Origin of the sequence: Nostoc sp. DedQUE09 (genome assembly GCF_034530915.1) — a bacterium.
Taxonomy (GTDB): Bacteria; Cyanobacteriota; Cyanobacteriia; order Cyanobacteriales; family Nostocaceae; genus Nostoc.
The window spans coordinates 93,877-112,158 of the sequence record NZ_JAVRCE010000015.1 but is presented as its reverse complement, the minus strand read 5'-3'; the positions used below and the strand labels follow the sequence as shown (position 1 = coordinate 112,158).

Genomic DNA, 18,282 nt, shown 5'->3' with positions numbered 1-18,282 from the left:
ATTCCCCATTTAAGGCACTAAGCGCACAAACTTATTTTTCCCAACTTGTAAAACTTTACCTTGTAATTCACTAGGAGCATCGAAAGTGGTATCAACATCAGTAATGCGATCGCCATCTAGGCGCACTCCACCCTCTTGAATTTTCCGCTTTCCTTCACCTGTACTTTTGCACAAGCCAGTGACATTGAGTATATACGCTAACTTCGTAGGAAATTGCTGTACGCCAGCTAGAGAGAATTCTGGAACTGCACCTTCCTTACCACCGCTTTGGGCTGCTTCTTTTGCCTCTTGGGCTGCGGTTTCACCGTGGTACTGTTTGACAACTTCCCATGCTAAAAGTGTTTGGCGATCGCGAGGATTTTCTGGCAGATTATCCAAAGGTAAATCCGTCAACAGTTCAAAATACTGTTCTAGAAGATTATCGGGAACTCCTTGCAACTTTTGATACTTTTGTCCTGGGTGTTCTGACAATCCGATATAATTACCTAAAGACTTAGACATTTTTTGCACGCCATCCGTGCCAATCAAAATTGGCAGCAGCATTCCAAATTGGGGCTTTTGACCAAAATGGCGCTGCAAATCTCTGCCTACAGCAATATTAAATTTCTGATCGGTGCCACCTAATTCCACATCTGCCTCAACTGCAACCGAATCAAAACCTTGCATTAACGGGTACAGGAACTCATGGATAAAAATTGGATTCTCTTTTTTATAGCGTTCAGCAAATCCTTCCTTCGCTAACATTTGTCCCACCGTCATCGTGGACAGTAACTCCAAAATTTTCTTTAAGTTGAGCTTAGAGAGCCATTCGGAGTTATAGCGCACCTCTAACCTTCCTGGTGTGTCAAAATCCAAGATAGGACGTACTTGATCTAAATAAGTCTGAGCATTTTGAGCTACATCTGCTTCTGTAAGCTGACGACGCACTTCAGATTTACCAGTTGGATCGCCAATACGCGCTGTGAAATCACCAATAATTAAAACTGCTGTATGACCTGCATCTTGAAATCCTCGCAGTTTTCGTACTGGTATGCTATGACCTAGATGAATATCAGTACCAGTAGGGTCAATCCCCAATTTGACCCTCAAGGGTTTGTTTGTAGTTAGTAAGAGCCTTTCTAAACTTTCGCTGTTAACATCAACTGATTGTGGGAATACTTCTACTACACCACGACGCAACCAAGTAAAATCTGGTGTCATGCTAAAAGATTCATTATTACCTATGTTTTGCACACTAGAAGTTAAGTTGGTTATAAACACTTGCAATTTATCCACTTTCTCATCTGCCAAACTACTATAATTGCAAAAAACTAACCGCCTTGCTTCACCCAATCAATTACAGTTAAATTTACAAGTGAGGAAGTGAAATAGCCGTGTCGTCGTCTAGGACTTTTGAAGATAAACAGCCACAGCGTCGGGCTTCATCAGGTTTTGAGTTTTTGAAAGGAGTCGGTCAGGTAACTGGCGGTACTCTCCTCTCAATCACCATGCTGGCAAGTTCCATTGTAGCCGGAGGACTGGTTGGTTTAGCCATCAGTTTCCGTAATTTGCCAGATGTGAGACAGCTACGTAACTTCTTTCCCTCAGAAACGACTTACATTTATGATGTTAAGGGCAAACTCTTAACGAGTATTCACGGGGAAGCCAACCGGGAAGTCGTACCTCTAGACAGAATTTCCCCGAATTTAAAACGCGCAGTGTTGGCAAGTGAAGATGACCACTTCTACGATCACCACGGAATTAATCCCACTAGCGTTGGCCGGGCCGTAGTAGCTAACGCAGCAGCAGGTGGAGTCAAAGAGGGTGGCTCTACTGTCACCATGCAATTGGTAAAAAACCTATTTTTGTCTCGTAAGCGCGCCTTTACCCGAAAGTTAGCAGAGGGGGTGCTAGCAATCCGGTTAGAGCAAATTCTTACTAAAGACCAAATATTAGAAATGTACCTCAATCAAGTTTATTGGGGTCATAACAATTATGGTGTACAAACGGCAGCCCGCAGTTACTTTAATAAATCATCAGAATATTTAAGCTTGGGTGAGTCAGCAATGATGGCGGGTTTGATCCAAGCACCAGAAGAATTCAGCCCCTTTGTGAGCATGAAGCTGGCAAAACAGAAACAAAAAGAAGTGCTAGGACGGATGCTGGAATTGAACTGGATCAACCAGTCAGAGTACGACAATGCCCTCAAACAAGAAATCAAACTTGGAAGAATCAAATCCTTTCAAGGTAGTGCCTTACCTTATATAACCAATACAGTAGCGCAGGAGTTGGCTAAAAAGTTTGGGCGTGAGACATTACTCAAAGGTGGGATGCGCGTACAAACTACAGTTGATGCCAACTTCCAAATAATGGCAGAGGAAACTGTCGTTAAGTGGCATAAATCATTGCTTGGGCAGGGATTATCTAAGAATCAAATCGCCTTGGTAGCAATTGATCCGCGCACACATTTTATTAAAGCACTGGTGGGTGGTGTAGATCCTAAGATCAGTGAATTTAATCGTGCAACTCAATCTCAACGTCAGCCCGGCTCTTCCTTTAAACCGTTTGTCTACTATGCTGCTTTTGCTACTGGTAAATATGGGCCAGACTCAACGGTGGTAGATTCTCCAGTCAGCTATCAAGATGGTAATGGTCGATACTTCCCCAGAAATTATGATGGAGGTTTTAGCGGTCCTATGCCAATTCGCACGGCTTTAGCCCAGTCGCGCAACATTCCCGTGATTAAGATTGGTAAAGCTGTTGGCATGAATCGAGTGATCGAAACTTGCCGTACTTTGGGGATCATGAGTCCGATGGAACCTGTCACCTCTCTGCCTCTTGGTGCAATTGGTGTCACTCCCCTAGAAATGGCTAGTGCTTATGCTACCTTTGCCAATTATGGCTGGCAATCTCCACCCACTGTAATAGCCCGTGTCACCGATAGTAGTGGTAACGTGTTACTAGATAACACCCCGAAACCCCAGCTAGTTCTAGATCCTTGGGCATCGGCAGCTATTATCGATGTGATGCGAACGGTAGTTACTAATGGTACAGGTAAAGGTGCCGCCATAGGTCGTCAAAGTGCTGGGAAGACGGGTACAACTTCCTCAGAAAAGGATATTTGGTATGTTGGCACTGTGCCACAGCTAACCACTGCTGTTTGGGTAGGTAGGGATGACAATAGACAACTAGCTAGCCGTGCTACAGGCGGTGGTATGGTTGCTCCCATTTGGAAAGATTTCATGGAAAAGGCACTTAAGAACGTACCAGTAGAAAACTTCAAGTCACCTTCCCAGTTTCCTCGTCCTAAGTCACAATAATTTAATTTTAGATTTTGAATTTTGGATTACCAATGAATCCAAAATCTGTATTGGAAAGTTGGAGCGCCAACTTCTAGCGATCTGACTTTCCGCAAAATCTAAAATTGACTAAGGCTGTTTTTCTAGCTCGGCTTTCATCCGTTCTAAAGTGAGGTGCATTTGGTCAAACATTTGTTGCGGGGTGACACCGAACTGACCTAATTGCGTTTTCAGTTGTTCTACTGTCATTTGTGCCATGAAATCTTCTGATAGCTCGAAGCGCTTCATAAAGATGCGGTACCGATCCATCATGGTTTCCATTTGCTCAATAAACAGCTTTTTGCCATCGCGGTCAAATTTGCCGTAGCTGTTGCCAAGTTTGATCAGCGCTTGATAATCCTCAAACAGCTGTTTTGCTTCTTGCTGAACTATTTCAGAATCGAAGAATCCCATATTGCTTATATTAAACTGAGCGCCCAGACTCAGTAGCTTAATAGTTTTACTTCTATTTATTATTTTAGTCTAGGGGAGTAATCTAGTCACGAAGCTTCGGTTTTGGTACGGTTTGTTACCGAAATTTCAACACTTGACTTGAGAAGGTTTCCCCTTGTTACCCTTGTTAAATCGACTTAATAAAGCCGCGATACTCAGAGCTTTACCCATTGATTTAGGATTGGTGTTTTCACCCAGTTCCATTTTCAGTCTGGTGGCGTATTTCAAAGCTAGTGAATCTTGCGGGTTAAGTTTTAATGCTTGACGGATGTAAACCCTGGCCATACCGATAAATTTCTGTTTTAGATGTACTAAACCTAATAAGGCATAATAGTCGCTGTTATTTGGCTCTAACTTGATGGCATCGCGCAGTTCTTGCACGGCTAGGGGCCAGTTGGCTAGCTTGACGTACTCAATAGCTCGCTGATAGTGACGTTGAGCGTAATTTGTCAAAACTGGTTCGACATTAGTTTTTTCATTTAATCTTAATTCCACTGGCTTGACTTCTATTTCAGGGGTGATGCGAACAGCTTTTTGCGCTAGAAACAAGTCAGGTTTATGCAACTGTAAGTAAACTAAATTCAGTATGCTAATTTGTTGTGTAATTTGATAGAACTGATGGAGTGATTTGTATTGAGCTTCTGCATAGGAGGCGATCGCTTCTTCGTAAAATAATTCTGCTTGGGGTGCAGGCATTTCTATAATTTCCTTAGCTATGGCACTTTGCCCACACAAAGCTTGCTGCTGTACTACTCTTGCGTCCGATCGCAGCATAGCTATGGCAATCAAGCGCTTGTGTCGATTTTTGAGTTGTTCGTAAGCTGGATTGATTAAATAGCTAAGTATTGCCGTTGCTAATTCTTCGTCTGGATTGCAGCTTTTAGCATAGCGATCAGGATGTAGCAGTTTTGCTAAAGTGTGATAGCGTTTAAAAATCTGGCGATCGTCAGCACTCACAGAAATTCCTAGCACAGCGTAAGGATCACAAAGCTGTTTAAACCATTCTGGCGGTAGGAAGGTCTGTGACATCGTAGTAATCTAGATCCATTAAAAACTTAAAATTAGCATCAAAGCTCAATGCACAGTCATGTGAAACTTACTCAAATTTCTTCAAATTGGGGATTGGGGATTGGGAAGATTTAGTTAGGGTGAATTGTTTCTGCGCCTTTTGGCTGTCTTCTTGTAGGAACTATGATATTCGTATACTTATTAGAAATATGTTGACTAAGCGCAAAAGTCGAAGTGTTGCCGCTGTTTTAGCTTTTTCTGGCACGCTGACAATTTCAGGATTACATAAATTCTACCTGGGACAACCGCTGTGGGGTGTTTTGTATGTGTTGCTTTCCTGGACGCCGATCCCCAAGGTAGCTAGTGCGATTGAGGGAGTTTGGTATTTAGCCCAAGACGAAGAAGCTTTTGATCGTAATTTTAATCTAGGCAAGTCAGCGGCAAGAAACTCACAAAAGGTGATTAATCAGGTAGGAGCGATCGCTGATGCAATGCGGGAATTAGATGCTTTGCGCCAGGATGGACTAATTTCAGAGTATGAATTTGAGCAAAAGCGCCGCCAATTGCTAGATCAGATTTCTTGAGGTGAGCGACAATCATGAATAACTGGCTACCTTTAAACTCTAAGCTGCAAAAACTCCGCGCCAAGCTCCTCAACGATCCCTACTATCGCCTACAATCTGGGGAAGAAATTCAGATAGCGGCCCAATTAGGTATCCGCATTGATGCTAATCAAGCCACTGTAGATGATTGGTTACGCCTGCCAGGTTTGTCAATTCACCAAGCGCGATCGCTTGTGGAACTTTCACATTCGGGTGTGAAATTTTACTGTATTGAAGATATCGCTGCGGCTTTGGGTATACCAGCGCCGCGCTTAGAGCCATTAAAGCCTCTGCTGAATTTTATTTACTATGACCACGAATCTTTAGAAAATCCTACCCATTTAGTCAACCCGAACACAGCAACCGTTGAAAAATTAGCACAAATTCCATTTATAGATTTGTCTCTAGCGGAAGCAACGGTGCAAAATCGGCAATCAGCCGGGCCTTACCGTAACCTAGCTGATTTCCAGCGACGGCTGGAGTTAACTGGTGATGCGATCGCCCAGATAATGTATTATTTGAGGTTTTAAGTTAAAAGTTAGAAGTCTTAAAATAACTCCTAACTCTGGCAATTTTGGATTGAAAGAAAAATCCAAAATCTAAAACTGATTAAATGAACCCAATGCGATTGAGAGGCCAAAAGCGAAACGTTGCCCGACCGATGACATTTTTTCTGGGTAAAAAGCCCCAATAGCGAGAGTCATTACTATCGTTGCGATTATCTCCCATAACGAAAAATTCGTCTTCTGGGACTTTTGCTGGTTGATATGGCTGATTTGGAGGTTCAGCGATGTAGTCTTCTGCCAAAGGTTGACCGTTGAGGTAGACTTTGCCAGAAGCAACACTAATTACCTCACCAGGCTGGCCAATAACTCGCTTGATAAACGCTTGGTCTTTGGGATATCCTCGACGTTGTAGTTCTGCGGGTGGCTGAAAAACAATAATATCCCCAGTTATGGGAGGGTGAAAATGGTAGGAGATTTTTTCAACTACCAAGCGATCGCCAGTATGTAAGGTGGGTAACATCGAGTCAGAAGGTATATACCGGGGTTCGGCGATAAAAGTCCTGATTAAGAATGCCAAACACAGTGCGATCGCAATTAAAATCAGATTTTCTCGCCAACTACGCCATACTTTTAACGACGCACGCTCTTTTTTTGCATCACTTTCGTGAGGAATCATAAAAGTTTCTAGCCAGTTTCAGAAGTGAGACAAATACCTTGATTATTTTGACTCAAAAGGTATATCAATAGGAAAGCAGGATTGAGGGTCAATCTATACAGACATTAAATAATACACTTATCCATTTACCAAAGATAAGCAAAAGTGCTGTAAATAAACTATGACTTGTCTAAGGTAATATAAGCAAATAATTAGGATTGCTAAATAAATAATTAAAAATAAAAATTCTAATTGCTGTAATTATAAGGCAAGTTATGAAATAATTGTTAGTCTTGTTTCTTCCTGCCAAACAAGCTAGTTACAGACTGCTAAAGAGATACAACTAGTAGGTTTTTTTTCTTTAAACGGCAAAATACTCTACCCCATGTTTGGCAGTATCTACCTCACTTTACTGAAAAAAGGCGAAGGGCAGTTTTGCTGGAGGTTGAGTTGCAAGAAAATATATTTGGGTCTGTATTTTAAGTGATATTACATAAAACTAATCACAATTTAAATGTATTATTTAATGCAAAAAATAGTTAATCTAAGCGTTTTTAGTAAAAAATACGACTTTTAAAGATGAAATATAGACCTCATTGCTTCAAGGGATAGATGCAATCCTATTGTGATTTTAATCACTTGCCTATATAACCGGAAATAATTTCCGTAATTACACGGTGACAGTGCATATTAAACTGTACTATTAATTAAGATATAAACATACTTAATTGTCGAAAAAAACATTCATAGACAGAAAGCTCTAGCGATTTCGGCTAAAGTATCAGCATCCGAAAGAGAAGTAAGCTGCTGATAGAATTATTTTTGTTGAATGAGTCAAAGGTGACTAGATTTAAAGAATAAATGCCCCTTGGCAATGAGAAACTATATTGAATCAATTTTCGTCTAGTCTATTTCAGAGAAAATACTAGGTAACATTCTGTCAGTTGAAAATTTAACTTTTTCTTAAAAAGGAAATAATAGCAACAGGCAGTAAAATATATTTTATCAAGAGTAGAACTAATAGTTTCCCAGATTCTTTTTTTAAAGATACCCCACCCTTGTAAGTAGTTTTGTATGTTAATCAAACAATTGACTTAAGTTGTAAATTATACAGATTTGCTGTCACAAAGTCTGGCTAAAAAAACTTCAGTCTGCTAAAAGTGTAAATTGTAGGTATGAAACTGAGTTCATCTTATTTGAAAAGCTATAAAACTTGAAAGGATAATGCTGCCTTAGCAGTGAACTGAAAAATAGCAACTAATTCAAAACTCCTATTTAAGAGGATTTTGGGGTGTGGTTAATTATCTAATTCTGTTCCTCTCCTTCTTAGAGCTAGCAGTAAGAATGTGGAAGTGTAGAGCTTACCTTTTATAACTGGGTTGAAATTAAACAGTACCAAGTATTGTATATTCAACGCTGTCCAAATCTAGAGCATATAGATTTTAGTTAAAGCAATATAGTCTGTCTTATCAATTCGGAATTCCCGTTAGTACCAATTCCAATTTTCATGATTACCAGAAAGTAACTGGTATCTAAATATCTAATAAAAATGTGCTACAACGTACCGTCATAAGCGTGGTGATGGTTCGATCTTTGAAGGAGCTTTGAGGTGGAAAACAATAAGTCGTTTCTGTGGCCAGAAGGAATATTAATTGCGCTACTTGCTTTAGGTGGTGTTTTTAGTCTTGCTTTTATGATGCTTCTAAGACCAAATGCTTCGGATGCTCAAAGTAGACCAAGTTTAAATATCAAGGATGTATCTGCAAACGTAGGAATTCAGCAGCGCATTGAGAAATTAAAGGCAGCGATGCTTACAAGTTGGCAGCAAGAAGCACAAACAAAGGGTCTAGCTTACCCCATACCATCACGTTTTCAAGGGCAAACTATTAAGGCTGCAAAACTTACTCAGGGTGAGAAAGTGATTGCTCTCACCTTTGATGATGGTCCTTGGCCTCAGACTACAGAGCAAGTGCTAAGTATTCTGAAATCAAATAATATCAAAGGGACGTTTTTTGTAGTCGGGCAGAACCTAAAAAATTATCCAGAGTTAGGAAAGCAAATTGTCGCTCAAGGTCACGTCATTGCCAACCATACTTGGCATCACTGGTATCACTTCTTTAATCAACAAGCAGCTGCTTTTGAAATTGAGCGCACAACAGACTTAATTTATCAAGTTACAGGTGTTAAAACAAATTTGTTCCGACCGCCTGGTGGCAACTTACACAATGGATTATCTGCTTATGCTAAAGGGCAAAAGTATGCTGTGGTGATGTGGTCGGCTGACTCTACAGACTACAAGTTACCAACTGTACCAAAGTTGATCGATAACGTGATTAAAGATTCTAAACCTGGAGGTATTGTGCTAATGCATGATGGTGGTGGTAATCGTTCCAGAACTGTGCAAGCTTTACCAGAAATTATTAACAACCTTAAAAAGCAAGGCTATCGCTTTGTGACTATTCCAGAACTTTTAGAAATAGAAGATACAGATCAAAAGTTGCTTGCTAAGAAAAACTAATAATGAATTATGGGTCATTAGTGAATAGTAATTGGCTACAAACTAAAATTATATTTTTTGGTTAAAATGTATTATCTGTGGATTACAGTTTAGACAAATTACTGCTGTGAGACTAAAAAAAATCAACTTAAAAGTTGATGAATGGTCTTGGTTATTCAGATGAAGGTTTAACCCAGCGATGGAGAGGCAATAACTGTCCAAGTTGCCATATATGTTCCAGCATACTTATTGGAATAGTCAGTAGTGCTATCGGGCACGAACCAGTCAGGAGTCGTCTTCTGCTGTCTAACCTGTTTGTCCAAGCCAATTTGCAGAGAAATATTCTCGGAAACAATTTTTGCCTTTACAGCTTTCAGCAGTTCTTCTAGCAAGTTTTGTAACCATTCTGCCCGAACATACAAATTATGAGATGGATGTTCCCCATAAGCAAAAGGTATAATAAGCACCAAATATCCTTTGTCACTTATTAGTTTGTCCAAGCAGAATTGAACTAGTTCTTGATCGTTATTTTGCTCTAGTGTTTCCTTGTCAACATTATGAAATAGTAAGCCAGCTAGTACGACGGCATCAAATTTTTGATTTCCGGAAGCTAATTCTGGGAGTGCAACCGATAAATTTTTGCAAGTAAACTTCTGGTTAGGGTATAGTTTTGAACAGTATTGAATCGCACCTTCACTGTGGTCTATCCCAAGGTAGTCACACCGCTCAGGTAGATATTTGTTCAAAGCCCCATTGCCACATCCTAAATCTAACAAAGAGAATGAACGTTGCTTAAAAGCCTGATCGAGATACCAAACTGATGGTGTGTATCGGGTAGCATTTTCAGGAGATTCAAAGTATGAATAATAATCATCTTGGAAACGTTCTTCTTCAGAAGTTTTGCGATCGGGAGCTTGCTCTTCTATAAGCATTTTGATAGACAAGTATTACTTGCCTGAAAACTTTTCTATGGCAGTTTACCAGTATTTAGATAATGCCTTCTATACGCAATTAGGTAGATTTCAGGACAGTCCTGATCTCGATTTTACTACTTGGACTTTCACAATATTTGATTGCTCGGTCACTTTGGTGTTCTTATTCTAAAGTTGATCTGTGAGTATTCCCCCTTTTTTAGGGGGAATATTTTTTCTCTCTACGCTCTTTTTAAGAGATAAATTCAGGCGACTGCTTTGTGCATCCATCCAAAGGGGTTTCGCAGAGTATCTGTTTGTGCAGCTTCTCCTACGGGCGAATAGCTTAAGAGAGAGTATGAGAACGGTTACAGCTACTAATGACTGCTTACTAAACTGAACTCAGTCGTTTTGTTTTCAGGATTAGCTTCTGGACTATCAATTTCAGAAGGCGGAACCAACTGCCAAAATTTCGGCAAAAATTCTTGCCAGTTTTGCAGAATTTTCTTCGCCTTTGGTGAACCAGTGCGTTCTGCATGAGTTTGGATTAACTCTTGCAGTTGCTTTGCACCTACTTCGGTAATCACCCGCTGAATTTTGACAATTTCTGGGTTGACTAACTCACGAAATGAGTCGTCTTCATCCAAGAAGTATGCGAGTCCACCAGTCATTCCAGCAGCTACATTACGTCCTACTTTGCCAAGGACGACAATTACACCACCTGTCATGTATTCACAGCAGTGATCCCCAGCGCCTTCAATCACTGCTATGCCTTTGGAATTTCTCACCGCAAATCGTTCTCCTGCTAGACCGTTGGCAAATAACATGCCACCAGTAGCACCATAGAGACAAGTATTGCCAACTATCACGTTTTGTGATGCGTTATAGGTAGCAGCAGTTGGAGGTTTGATGATGATTTCACCACCATGCATCCCTTTACCTACATAGTCGTTTGCTTCTCCTTCCAAGTTCAGAATTATGCCTGGGAGGTTGAAAGCACCAAAGCTTTGCCCAACACTACCTGTGAAGTTGAGATTAATTTGTCCTTCAAAGCCACTGTCACCATATTGAAAAGCGATCGCACCCGCTAATCTTGTGCCCACTGTTCTGTCAGTATTGATAATTGGGTAAGTCTTGGTGACAGTAGACTGATCCCTAATAGCAGCCTGAATGTCAGGATCAGCAAGGAACTTGTCATCCAAAACCACGCCGTTGCTGTGAACTTCTTCATGTACCAACCAGCTACGATTGTCTCTGCTATTTGGTAGCTGAAGTAAACAGTCAAGATTTAGCGATCGCGTTTTGGTGAGATTTACCTCTGGGCGCAGTTTTAATAAATCTGCACGTCCAACGATTTCTGACAAAGAACGGTAGCCAAGTCGGGCTAACAAACTCCGCACTTCTTCAGCAATGAAGTAGAAGAAGTTGACAACTTGTTCCGGTATTCCCGTAAACCGCTTGCGGAGTTCTTCTTTTTGGGAGGCGACACCGACGGGGCAATTATTTGTGTGGCAGATCCGCGCCATGATACAGCCTTCAGCAATCATGGCAATGGAGCCGAAACCAAATTCTTCACCGCCCATCAATGCACCTATTACCACATCCCAACCACTCTTGAGTCCGCCATCTACGCGTAAAATCACGCGATCGCGCAAGCCATTTTCCATCAAGACGCGATGCACTTCGCTTAAACCCAGTTCCCACGGTGAACCAGCATGTTTAATCGAACTTAGTGGCGATGCACCTGTACCACCATCATGTCCAGAAATCTGAATAATATCAGCGTTTGCCTTAGCTACACCAGCCGCGATCGTGCCAATGCCAACTTCTGAAACTAGCTTCACCGACACCTTTGCTTTCGGATTAATTTGGTGCAGATCAAAAATCAGTTGTGCTAGGTCTTCAATGGAATAAATATCGTGGTGCGGTGGTGGCGATATCAGCGTGACGCCTGGTTTGGAGCGTCTTAACATCGCAATGTATTGGCTTACTTTGGGCCCTGGCAGTTGTCCACCTTCCCCAGGCTTTGCACCTTGGGCAATTTTTATTTCAATTTGTTTGGCGTTGACTAGGTACTCTGGGGTGACACCAAAGCGTCCCGATGCAACTTGCTTAATGGCACTATAAGCTCGATCGCCATTCCGCAATCCTTTTAAATGAGGTAGGGTTGGCGAGTGACCAAACTCGTCTACATCATCTAAAACTGTGTAGCGGACTGGATCTTCGCCGCCTTCTCCAGAATTGGATTTACCGCCAATGCGGTTCATGGCGATCGCTAAAGTTTCGTGGGCTTCTCTTGACAAAGCGCCTAAAGACATACCGCCTGTGCAGAAACGCTTGACTATTTCATATACCGATTCCACTTCTTCTAGAGGAACCGACGGGCGATCGCCTTGGAAGTCTAGTAAATCTCGTAAGGCTGTTACTGGTCTGCCTTGGAGGTGCTTTTTGTAAACTTCGTAGTGGTCGTAGTTTTTGCCATCTAGAGCCTTATGCAGCGCCTTAACCATTTCGGGGCTATTCATGTGGTACTCGCCGCCAGGACGGTACTGCACAAAGCCCAGGTTTTCTAACTTCTTGGTCGTTAGTTCTGGGAAAGCTTTGACGTGGAAGGAAAGCACTTCATCAGCAAGTTCGGTAATGCTCAAACCACCGATGCGGGAAGTCGTCCCACGGAATCCCAGGTCGATTAAATCTCCACCAATGCCAATCGCTTCAAAGATTTGGGCTGCTTGATAGCTGGAGAGCAGAGAAATTCCCATTTTGGACAGAATTTTCAGCAAACCTGACTCTACTGCTTTGCGATAGTTTCCTAAAGCTTGTTCTAGGGTGAGGGTGGGAATTTTTTGCACACCCATTAACTTTTGAGTTTTGGGATCAGACCACCAATCACGCACCGTATCTAAAGCCATGTATGGGCAAACTGCGCCAGCACCATAGCCAATCAGACAAGCAAAGTGATGGGTACTCCAACATTGAGCAGTATTCACAATTAGCGATGTTTTCATTCGCAACCCCTCACGAATCAGATGGTGATGCACCGCACCCACTGCTAATAGGGGAGGAATGTAGGTATATTCTTTGTTGAGACTGTCATTGACCCGATCGCGATCGCTTAATATTAAAATCTTTGCACCTGCCCGGACTGATTCAGCTGCTTGTGCTTGTAAAGATTGCACTGCGGCTTTTAGTCCTTCTGGGCCGCTGGCGATCGCAAATAGGGTTGACAACTCAGCCGTGGCAAATCCTGACAGCTTAATTGCCTCTAATTCACTATCAGTTAACACTGGTGATTCGAGTTTCAATCTCCGAGCATATTCTGGCTTAGGTTCTAATAAGTTACCCCGTTCACCCAGTTCAACTTTTAGCGACATCACTAGCTTTTCCCGCAGCGGATCGATCGCCGGGTTCGTCACCTGAGCAAAGCGCTGTTTGAAATAGTCATAAAGCAGGTGGGGCTTTTGTGACAGCACCGCTAAAGGAATATCATCACCCATACAGAAAGTCGGTTCTGAACCGGCGATCGCCATTGGATGAATCACCATTTCTACATCTTCTGTGGTGTAGCCAAAGGCAGTTTGACGCTGAAGTAAGGTTTGCTTGTCAATAGTCAATTGTCCTGAGTCATTTGTCAATTGTCCTTTGCCATTGCCATTTGCTAATGACGGATGACCAATGACCAATGACTTTAATTCTTGACGATGCTGTTGCAGCCATTCTCCATAAGGATGCTGCTTGGCAATGCGTCCTTTTATATCCCAATTCTTCAGCACTTCATGATTTTCTAAATCCACGGCAATCATTTGCCCTGGGCCGAGTCTACCTTTCTCGACAATATCGGCTTCTGGGAAATCCACCACACCAGCTTCCGAAGCTACAACAATGTAATCATCTTTGGTGATTGCGTAGCGAGCTGGTCTTAAACCATTACGATCTAAAGTTGCACCAACTTTTTTGCCATCGCTGAATACTAAAAGTGCTGGCCCGTCCCAAGCTTCTTGCAAACCACTGTAATATTCGTAGAAATCAACAATTTCTGGAAATTCACGTAAAGAAGGCTGATTTTGGTAAGCTTCTGGAACCATAATCATTAAAGCTTCCAAGGGGGTGCGTCCAGAGCAAACCAGCAATTCCACGACGTTATCTAGGGTAGCTGAGTCGCTGTTATCAATGTGAACTAATGGCTTGAGTTCCTGGATGCGATCGCCCCATACAGGATGATTCAGGCTAGCTTCTCGTGCCATCATCCAGTTGATGTTACCCAATAAGGTATTGATTTCGCCGTTGTGACCCAAAAGCCGCATCGGTTGCGCTAGGGGCCACTTGGGCATGGTATTGGTACTAAAGCGGCGGTGATAAACAGCAAAGGCGCTTTTATAAGCTGGATTTTTTAAATCGTCATAAAAGCTGCCCAAGACAGCAGAACGCACCATGCCTTTGTAGACAATTGTGCGACTTGACAACGAACAGATATAAAATTCTTCTGAGATGTTAGTTGCAGCTTTACTAATTCGGCGGCGGGTAATGTACAACTGCCGTTCTAATTCATCACCGCTTTTGTCAACAGAAGCTAACAAAACTTGTTCAATCTGGGGCTGATTTTCTCTTGCTTGTACCCCCAGCAAATCAGATTGCACTGGTACTACTCGCCAACCCAATACAATTAATTTCTCTTCAGCAGCTACTTGCTCGACAGTCGCCCTCGCTTGTTGTGCAGCTTGCTGGTCTTGTGGTAGAAATATCATTCCCACAGCTATGCGATCGCTAGATGGAAATTCCTTCCCTCTTTGGGCAAAGTCTTGTTGGAACAGTTCCCAAGGGATAGCTGTCAAGACTCCAGCACCATCACCAGAGTCGCGATCGGCGCTACAACCTCCCCGATGTTCTAAACAGGCTAAAGCAGCTAAGGCTTTTTCGACAATTTCATGGCTGGTATGATTTTGGCGATGAGCAATAAAACCTACACCACAGGCATCTCGTTCCTCTATTAACCACTTTTGCCCCTGATAGGTATCTCTTGAGTTGATATTCGCTGTGATTTTCTGGTCTTGATTCATCGGTTTATTATTCATACCCTGTTCCTGAAGTATTGAGTTACCAATTTTGCCACTACATTGTGGGAAAAAATTTCTAAATTCAGCGATGGAAAAATATATAAGCACCGAAATTTAGGGAAAAAAAATTTTAACTTCGGTTTTCCTTTATCAGTTCTCCCGTGTTAAAATGATTGCGTGTTTTTTATGTGTTTATGCGGTGTTAGACAATTTACCTCCGCCAAGACATTATTTTTGCCCTGACAGTTTCTTTTTTATATTTTGAAGTTAAGTATTTTCTCAATCCCTTTTTTCCAGATGCACACTAGCTACTCATGGAGCCTATTTCGGCTCACCTGAAACAAAACTAAAATTGAACGCTGCACTATTTTTTAAAGCCAAAGCCCAGATAATTCGTAATTGCTCGTGACAATCAAGAACTCACTCTAAGCAGTCGCGTTGCGTTTCTTAGAGAAGCTATGCTAAAAGCTTTACGCTACGCTACCTTAATTCGTGGTTGCAATCAGTGAGGGGTTCTACCCTCCATTGTTTTGTTAACCATTGAATTAAAAATTGAGTCTGAGCTGGTGTACCCTTTTAATTACGAATTAGTAATTATTTGGTTATCCCGATCCAGCAATAAAATCAGCGTATTACAATATATACCCATTTGACAATTCCCAAATATTGTTGTTGTCTAGAATTTTGCCGCTTACCAGTTGCTGTATGTATTACTATTAACTAGACATTACTGAAGCAATAACAGTAGCAACGTTCAGTTAGGATTAAATATCTTAATCCAATTTTGATAACCAAAACTACCGTATATAGTGTGGTTAGAATTAGTGGGAGTTAAAAAACTTGATTGCAGTGGCTTTAGCGTCTAAATAAATTTGTGTCTAAAAGAGATAACTAGCCAATATATAGATTACCATATTTATTCAAAAATAAAGTCATGTTTTCTTTATATTTCCAAATAATTGGTTAGTTTAGACCTTGGGTGATAGTTTTCCAAAGTACCTAGTAAATTATGGTAAAAATGCCGAATTGTTGCCAATCAGAGATTAGCGACGGCTCTACAAACGCCAAGGGCGATCGCAGATTTTTCCGGGCTACTGTGTCACCAATACTTTTGACAGTAGTGTGCTTAACCACTACCTGTGCTACCAACGCCCAAGAGTCCCCAAAAACCACCAAATCAACACCTAGATTAATTTCTCAGTCGGCTGCACCTCCTTTAACAGGTGTAGCATCCTCTGGTAATCAAATTTCCCTCAATGGTCGTACTTTACCAGGAACTTGGTTACAGCGGCCTGGAAAATCTGGCCAGGTGACAACCAATATCAGTGATGGGGCATTTAGGCAATTAATTGGAGTAAATTTCTTAAACAGTAGTAATTCAGCGAAGCAACCAATACAGTGGTTTTCGTCGGTGACAACGCCACTGGTTTTATCCACCAGACTACTAGGAGCATATCGCTATCTGGATATTAGCAATTTTGCTCAAACATCTGGATGGGAAATCCGAACCAATGGCAACACTTTGCTGATTTCTACCCCAAAAACACAAATCACAAATATTATTCAGAGTCAGCAACCTCCAGAAGCGAGTACCCCTTTGCAACAGACTCGGATTATTGTCGATTTAGATCGTCCCACTCCCTGGCAAGTTGTACAAGGGTCAGCGATCGCAAAATTGCAAACTCCTTCCTCCGATCCAGATACGCCAACTCCAAAATCCACTGCACCGCCAAATAGACAGTGGACAATTACTCTGGATGGAATCGCTGACCCCGTTTTGATAGAACGCTATACCCCCCAGCCACCAGCAGCACCACCAACATTGCTGCCAAACTTGCTCAAACAATTATCACCAGCTACACCAACACAACCAATACCACCAGCCCCTGAACCGCTCATTCAAAAAGTAGAGGTGGTGAAAAACCAAACGATTATTAGTCTGAGCGTTCCCTTTGGTCTATCGCCTCAAGTTAGTACTGTAGATAACCCCAATCGCCTGATTATCAATATTCGACCCGATCCTCTAGAAGAACGAGATATTACTTGGGCCCCAGGATTGCGCTGGCGACAGCATTATGTCAACTTAGGCACAGAACGCTTTCCAGTCGTTTGGTTAGAAGTTAATCCTCGTAAATTTGGGCTAACGTTGAAACCTATGTGGGCTAGTCCTGATGGGCTTGCGGGTACTGCTCCCTTAATTCAAACAGCACAACGTTACTTAGCAATAGCTGGAATTAATGGTGGTTATTTTAACCGTAATAATAAATTGCCATTGGGTGCGATTCGTCGAGATAGTCAATGGTTATCAGGCCCGATTCTGAATCGAGGTGCGATCGCTTGGAATAATTCAGGCCAATTTTACTTCGGTCGTCTCACCTTGGAAGAAACTTTAATTACGGCAAATGACCAACGCCTACCAATTCTGTTTTTCAACAGTGGCTACGTCCAGAGTGGTATTGCTCGTTACACCTCAGCTTGGGGATCAACTTACACACCCCTGACAGATAACGAAATTATCTTAGTAGTAGAAAAAGACCAAATTACTAATCAGTTACCAGGCGGTAAAGTTGGTGCTACAGCGGTTCCGATTCCCCAGGATGGCTACCTGCTAACTTTACGCGCTAACGCTACTACTGCTGCTTCCCAGCTACCTATTGGAAGCGCAGTAAGTCTTTCCAGCACCACTACTCCAGCTGATTTTAGTCGTTATCCCCACATTATCGGTGCTGGGCCGCTATTAGTCCAAAATCGTCAAATTGTCCTTGATGCCAAAGGCGAAAAATTCAGCAATGCCTTTATTGCCGAAAAGGCTATTCGTAGCGGTATTTGCACAACGGCAACAGGCACACTGATGATTACTGCCACACATAATCGTGTTGGCGGTTATGGGCCTAATTTGGCAGAACATGCTCAATTGATGCAACAGATGGGCTGTGTGGATGCTTTAAATTTGGATGGCGGTAGTTCTACCAGCCTTTATTTAGGAGGGCAACTACTCGACCGATCGCCCAGTACCGCTGCTCGTGTTCATAACGGAATTGGTATTTTCTTGCAACCACGAAAATGAAGGAATAGGGGAAAAACTTAATCCCCAATTCCAGTCACTTTTTAAAGTTTAGAACAAGCTGTCATTTTGCTTGATGAAGACTTGGTGTAGACATCAGAATTTTAGTAGTGATGGTTTACACCATAAGGGTTGATTTTGCTATGTTTATCAAAGTGCGACAAAATTGCTGATTTTTAAGGTTGCAAGATAGCGCCAGATTTTTTATCAATAAT

11 protein-coding genes are annotated in these 18,282 nt (G+C 42.0%); 5 read left to right on the top strand and 6 right to left on the bottom strand.

All coding sequences use genetic code 11. From position 1 onward, the window contains the following. Nucleotides 1-9 precede the first annotated feature (9 nt). Nucleotides 10-1,200, bottom strand: a complete 1,191-nt coding sequence (gene tyrS, locus RMY27_RS12525; RefSeq protein ID WP_322663635.1) for a tyrosine--tRNA ligase — start codon at nt 1,198-1,200, stop codon at nt 10-12. Nucleotides 1,201-1,373: 173 nt separating this feature from the next. Here tyrS and RMY27_RS12520 point away from each other — a divergent pair, with 173 nt between their 5' ends. After that, nucleotides 1,374-3,299, top strand: coding sequence for a transglycosylase domain-containing protein (locus RMY27_RS12520; protein WP_322663571.1), 1,926 nt, complete (start codon nt 1,374-1,376; stop codon nt 3,297-3,299). A 108-nt stretch (nt 3,300-3,407) separates the two neighbouring features. Here the strand turns inward: RMY27_RS12520 and RMY27_RS12515 are convergent, their stop codons facing one another. Continuing rightward, nucleotides 3,408-3,731 carry a DUF1825 family protein gene (locus RMY27_RS12515; RefSeq protein WP_094349476.1) on the bottom strand — a complete coding sequence of 108 codons (324 nt, stop codon included), beginning with the start codon at nt 3,729-3,731 and terminating at the stop codon, nt 3,408-3,410. 126 nt (nt 3,732-3,857) lie between these two features. Then, nucleotides 3,858-4,799, bottom strand: a complete 942-nt coding sequence (locus tag RMY27_RS12510) for a J domain-containing protein (protein WP_322663570.1) — start codon at nt 4,797-4,799, stop codon at nt 3,858-3,860. A 188-nt stretch (nt 4,800-4,987) separates the two neighbouring features. Between RMY27_RS12510 and RMY27_RS12505 the strand changes: the two genes are divergently transcribed. Both RMY27_RS12505 and RMY27_RS12500 read left to right on the top strand, forming a co-directional pair. After that, a complete protein-coding gene (locus tag RMY27_RS12505) occupies nt 4,988-5,362 on the top strand; it encodes an NINE protein (RefSeq protein WP_292724826.1) in 375 nt (124 codons plus the stop codon). 14 nt (nt 5,363-5,376) lie between these two features. After that, nucleotides 5,377-5,910 carry a ComEA family DNA-binding protein gene (locus RMY27_RS12500; protein ID WP_322663567.1) on the top strand — a complete coding sequence of 178 codons (534 nt, stop codon included), beginning with the start codon at nt 5,377-5,379 and terminating at the stop codon, nt 5,908-5,910. A 79-nt stretch (nt 5,911-5,989) separates the two neighbouring features. Here the strand turns inward: RMY27_RS12500 and lepB are convergent, their stop codons facing one another. Continuing rightward, entirely contained in the window at nt 5,990-6,562 is a 573-nt protein-coding gene (gene lepB / locus RMY27_RS12495; protein ID WP_322663565.1) for a signal peptidase I, read from the bottom strand. Nucleotides 6,563-8,150: 1,588 nt separating this feature from the next. Here lepB and RMY27_RS12490 point away from each other — a divergent pair. Next, nucleotides 8,151-9,059 (top strand): polysaccharide deacetylase family protein, encoded by a 909-nt coding sequence (locus RMY27_RS12490; RefSeq protein ID WP_322663563.1) that lies wholly within the window; start codon nt 8,151-8,153, stop codon nt 9,057-9,059. A 167-nt stretch (nt 9,060-9,226) separates the two neighbouring features. Here RMY27_RS12490 and RMY27_RS12485 read toward each other — a convergent pair whose 3' ends face one another. Then, nucleotides 9,227-9,970: a class I SAM-dependent methyltransferase gene (locus RMY27_RS12485; RefSeq protein ID WP_322663562.1), complete on the bottom strand. Its 744-nt coding sequence runs from the start codon at nt 9,968-9,970 to the stop codon at nt 9,227-9,229. Nucleotides 9,971-10,326: 356 nt separating this feature from the next. After that, a complete protein-coding gene (locus RMY27_RS12480) occupies nt 10,327-15,021 on the bottom strand; it encodes a glutamate synthase-related protein (RefSeq protein WP_322663560.1) in 4,695 nt (1,564 codons plus the stop codon). Between the two features lie 991 nt (nt 15,022-16,012). On the opposite strand from RMY27_RS12480, the gene RMY27_RS12475 reads away from it, so the two are divergent. Continuing rightward, complete coding sequence (locus RMY27_RS12475) at nt 16,013-18,070, top strand: phosphodiester glycosidase family protein (protein WP_416212337.1); 2,058 nt, start codon at nt 16,013-16,015, stop codon at nt 18,068-18,070. The last annotated feature ends 212 nt before the right edge of the window (nt 18,071-18,282 follow it).

Excerpts from the sequence above, each read along its gene's own strand:
- RMY27_RS12505 (WP_292724826.1), top strand. The coding sequence starts at position 4,988 with ATGTTGACTAAGCGCAAAAGTCGAAGTGTTGCCGCTGTTTTAGCTTTT.
- RMY27_RS12485 (WP_322663562.1), bottom strand. The coding sequence starts at position 9,970 with ATGCTTATAGAAGAGCAAGCTCCCGATCGCAAAACTTCTGAAGAAGAA.
- RMY27_RS12480 (WP_322663560.1), bottom strand. The coding sequence starts at position 15,021 with ATGAATAATAAACCGATGAATCAAGACCAGAAAATCACAGCGAATATC.
- RMY27_RS12475 (WP_416212337.1), top strand. The coding sequence starts at position 16,013 with ATGGTAAAAATGCCGAATTGTTGCCAATCAGAGATTAGCGACGGCTCT.
- RMY27_RS12510 (WP_322663570.1), bottom strand. The coding sequence starts at position 4,799 with ATGTCACAGACCTTCCTACCGCCAGAATGGTTTAAACAGCTTTGTGAT.
- RMY27_RS12515 (WP_094349476.1), bottom strand. The coding sequence starts at position 3,731 with ATGGGATTCTTCGATTCTGAAATAGTTCAGCAAGAAGCAAAACAGCTG.
- RMY27_RS12500 (WP_322663567.1), top strand. The coding sequence starts at position 5,377 with ATGAATAACTGGCTACCTTTAAACTCTAAGCTGCAAAAACTCCGCGCC.
- lepB (WP_322663565.1), bottom strand. The coding sequence starts at position 6,562 with ATGATTCCTCACGAAAGTGATGCAAAAAAAGAGCGTGCGTCGTTAAAA.
- tyrS (WP_322663635.1), bottom strand. The coding sequence starts at position 1,200 with ATGACACCAGATTTTACTTGGTTGCGTCGTGGTGTAGTAGAAGTATTC.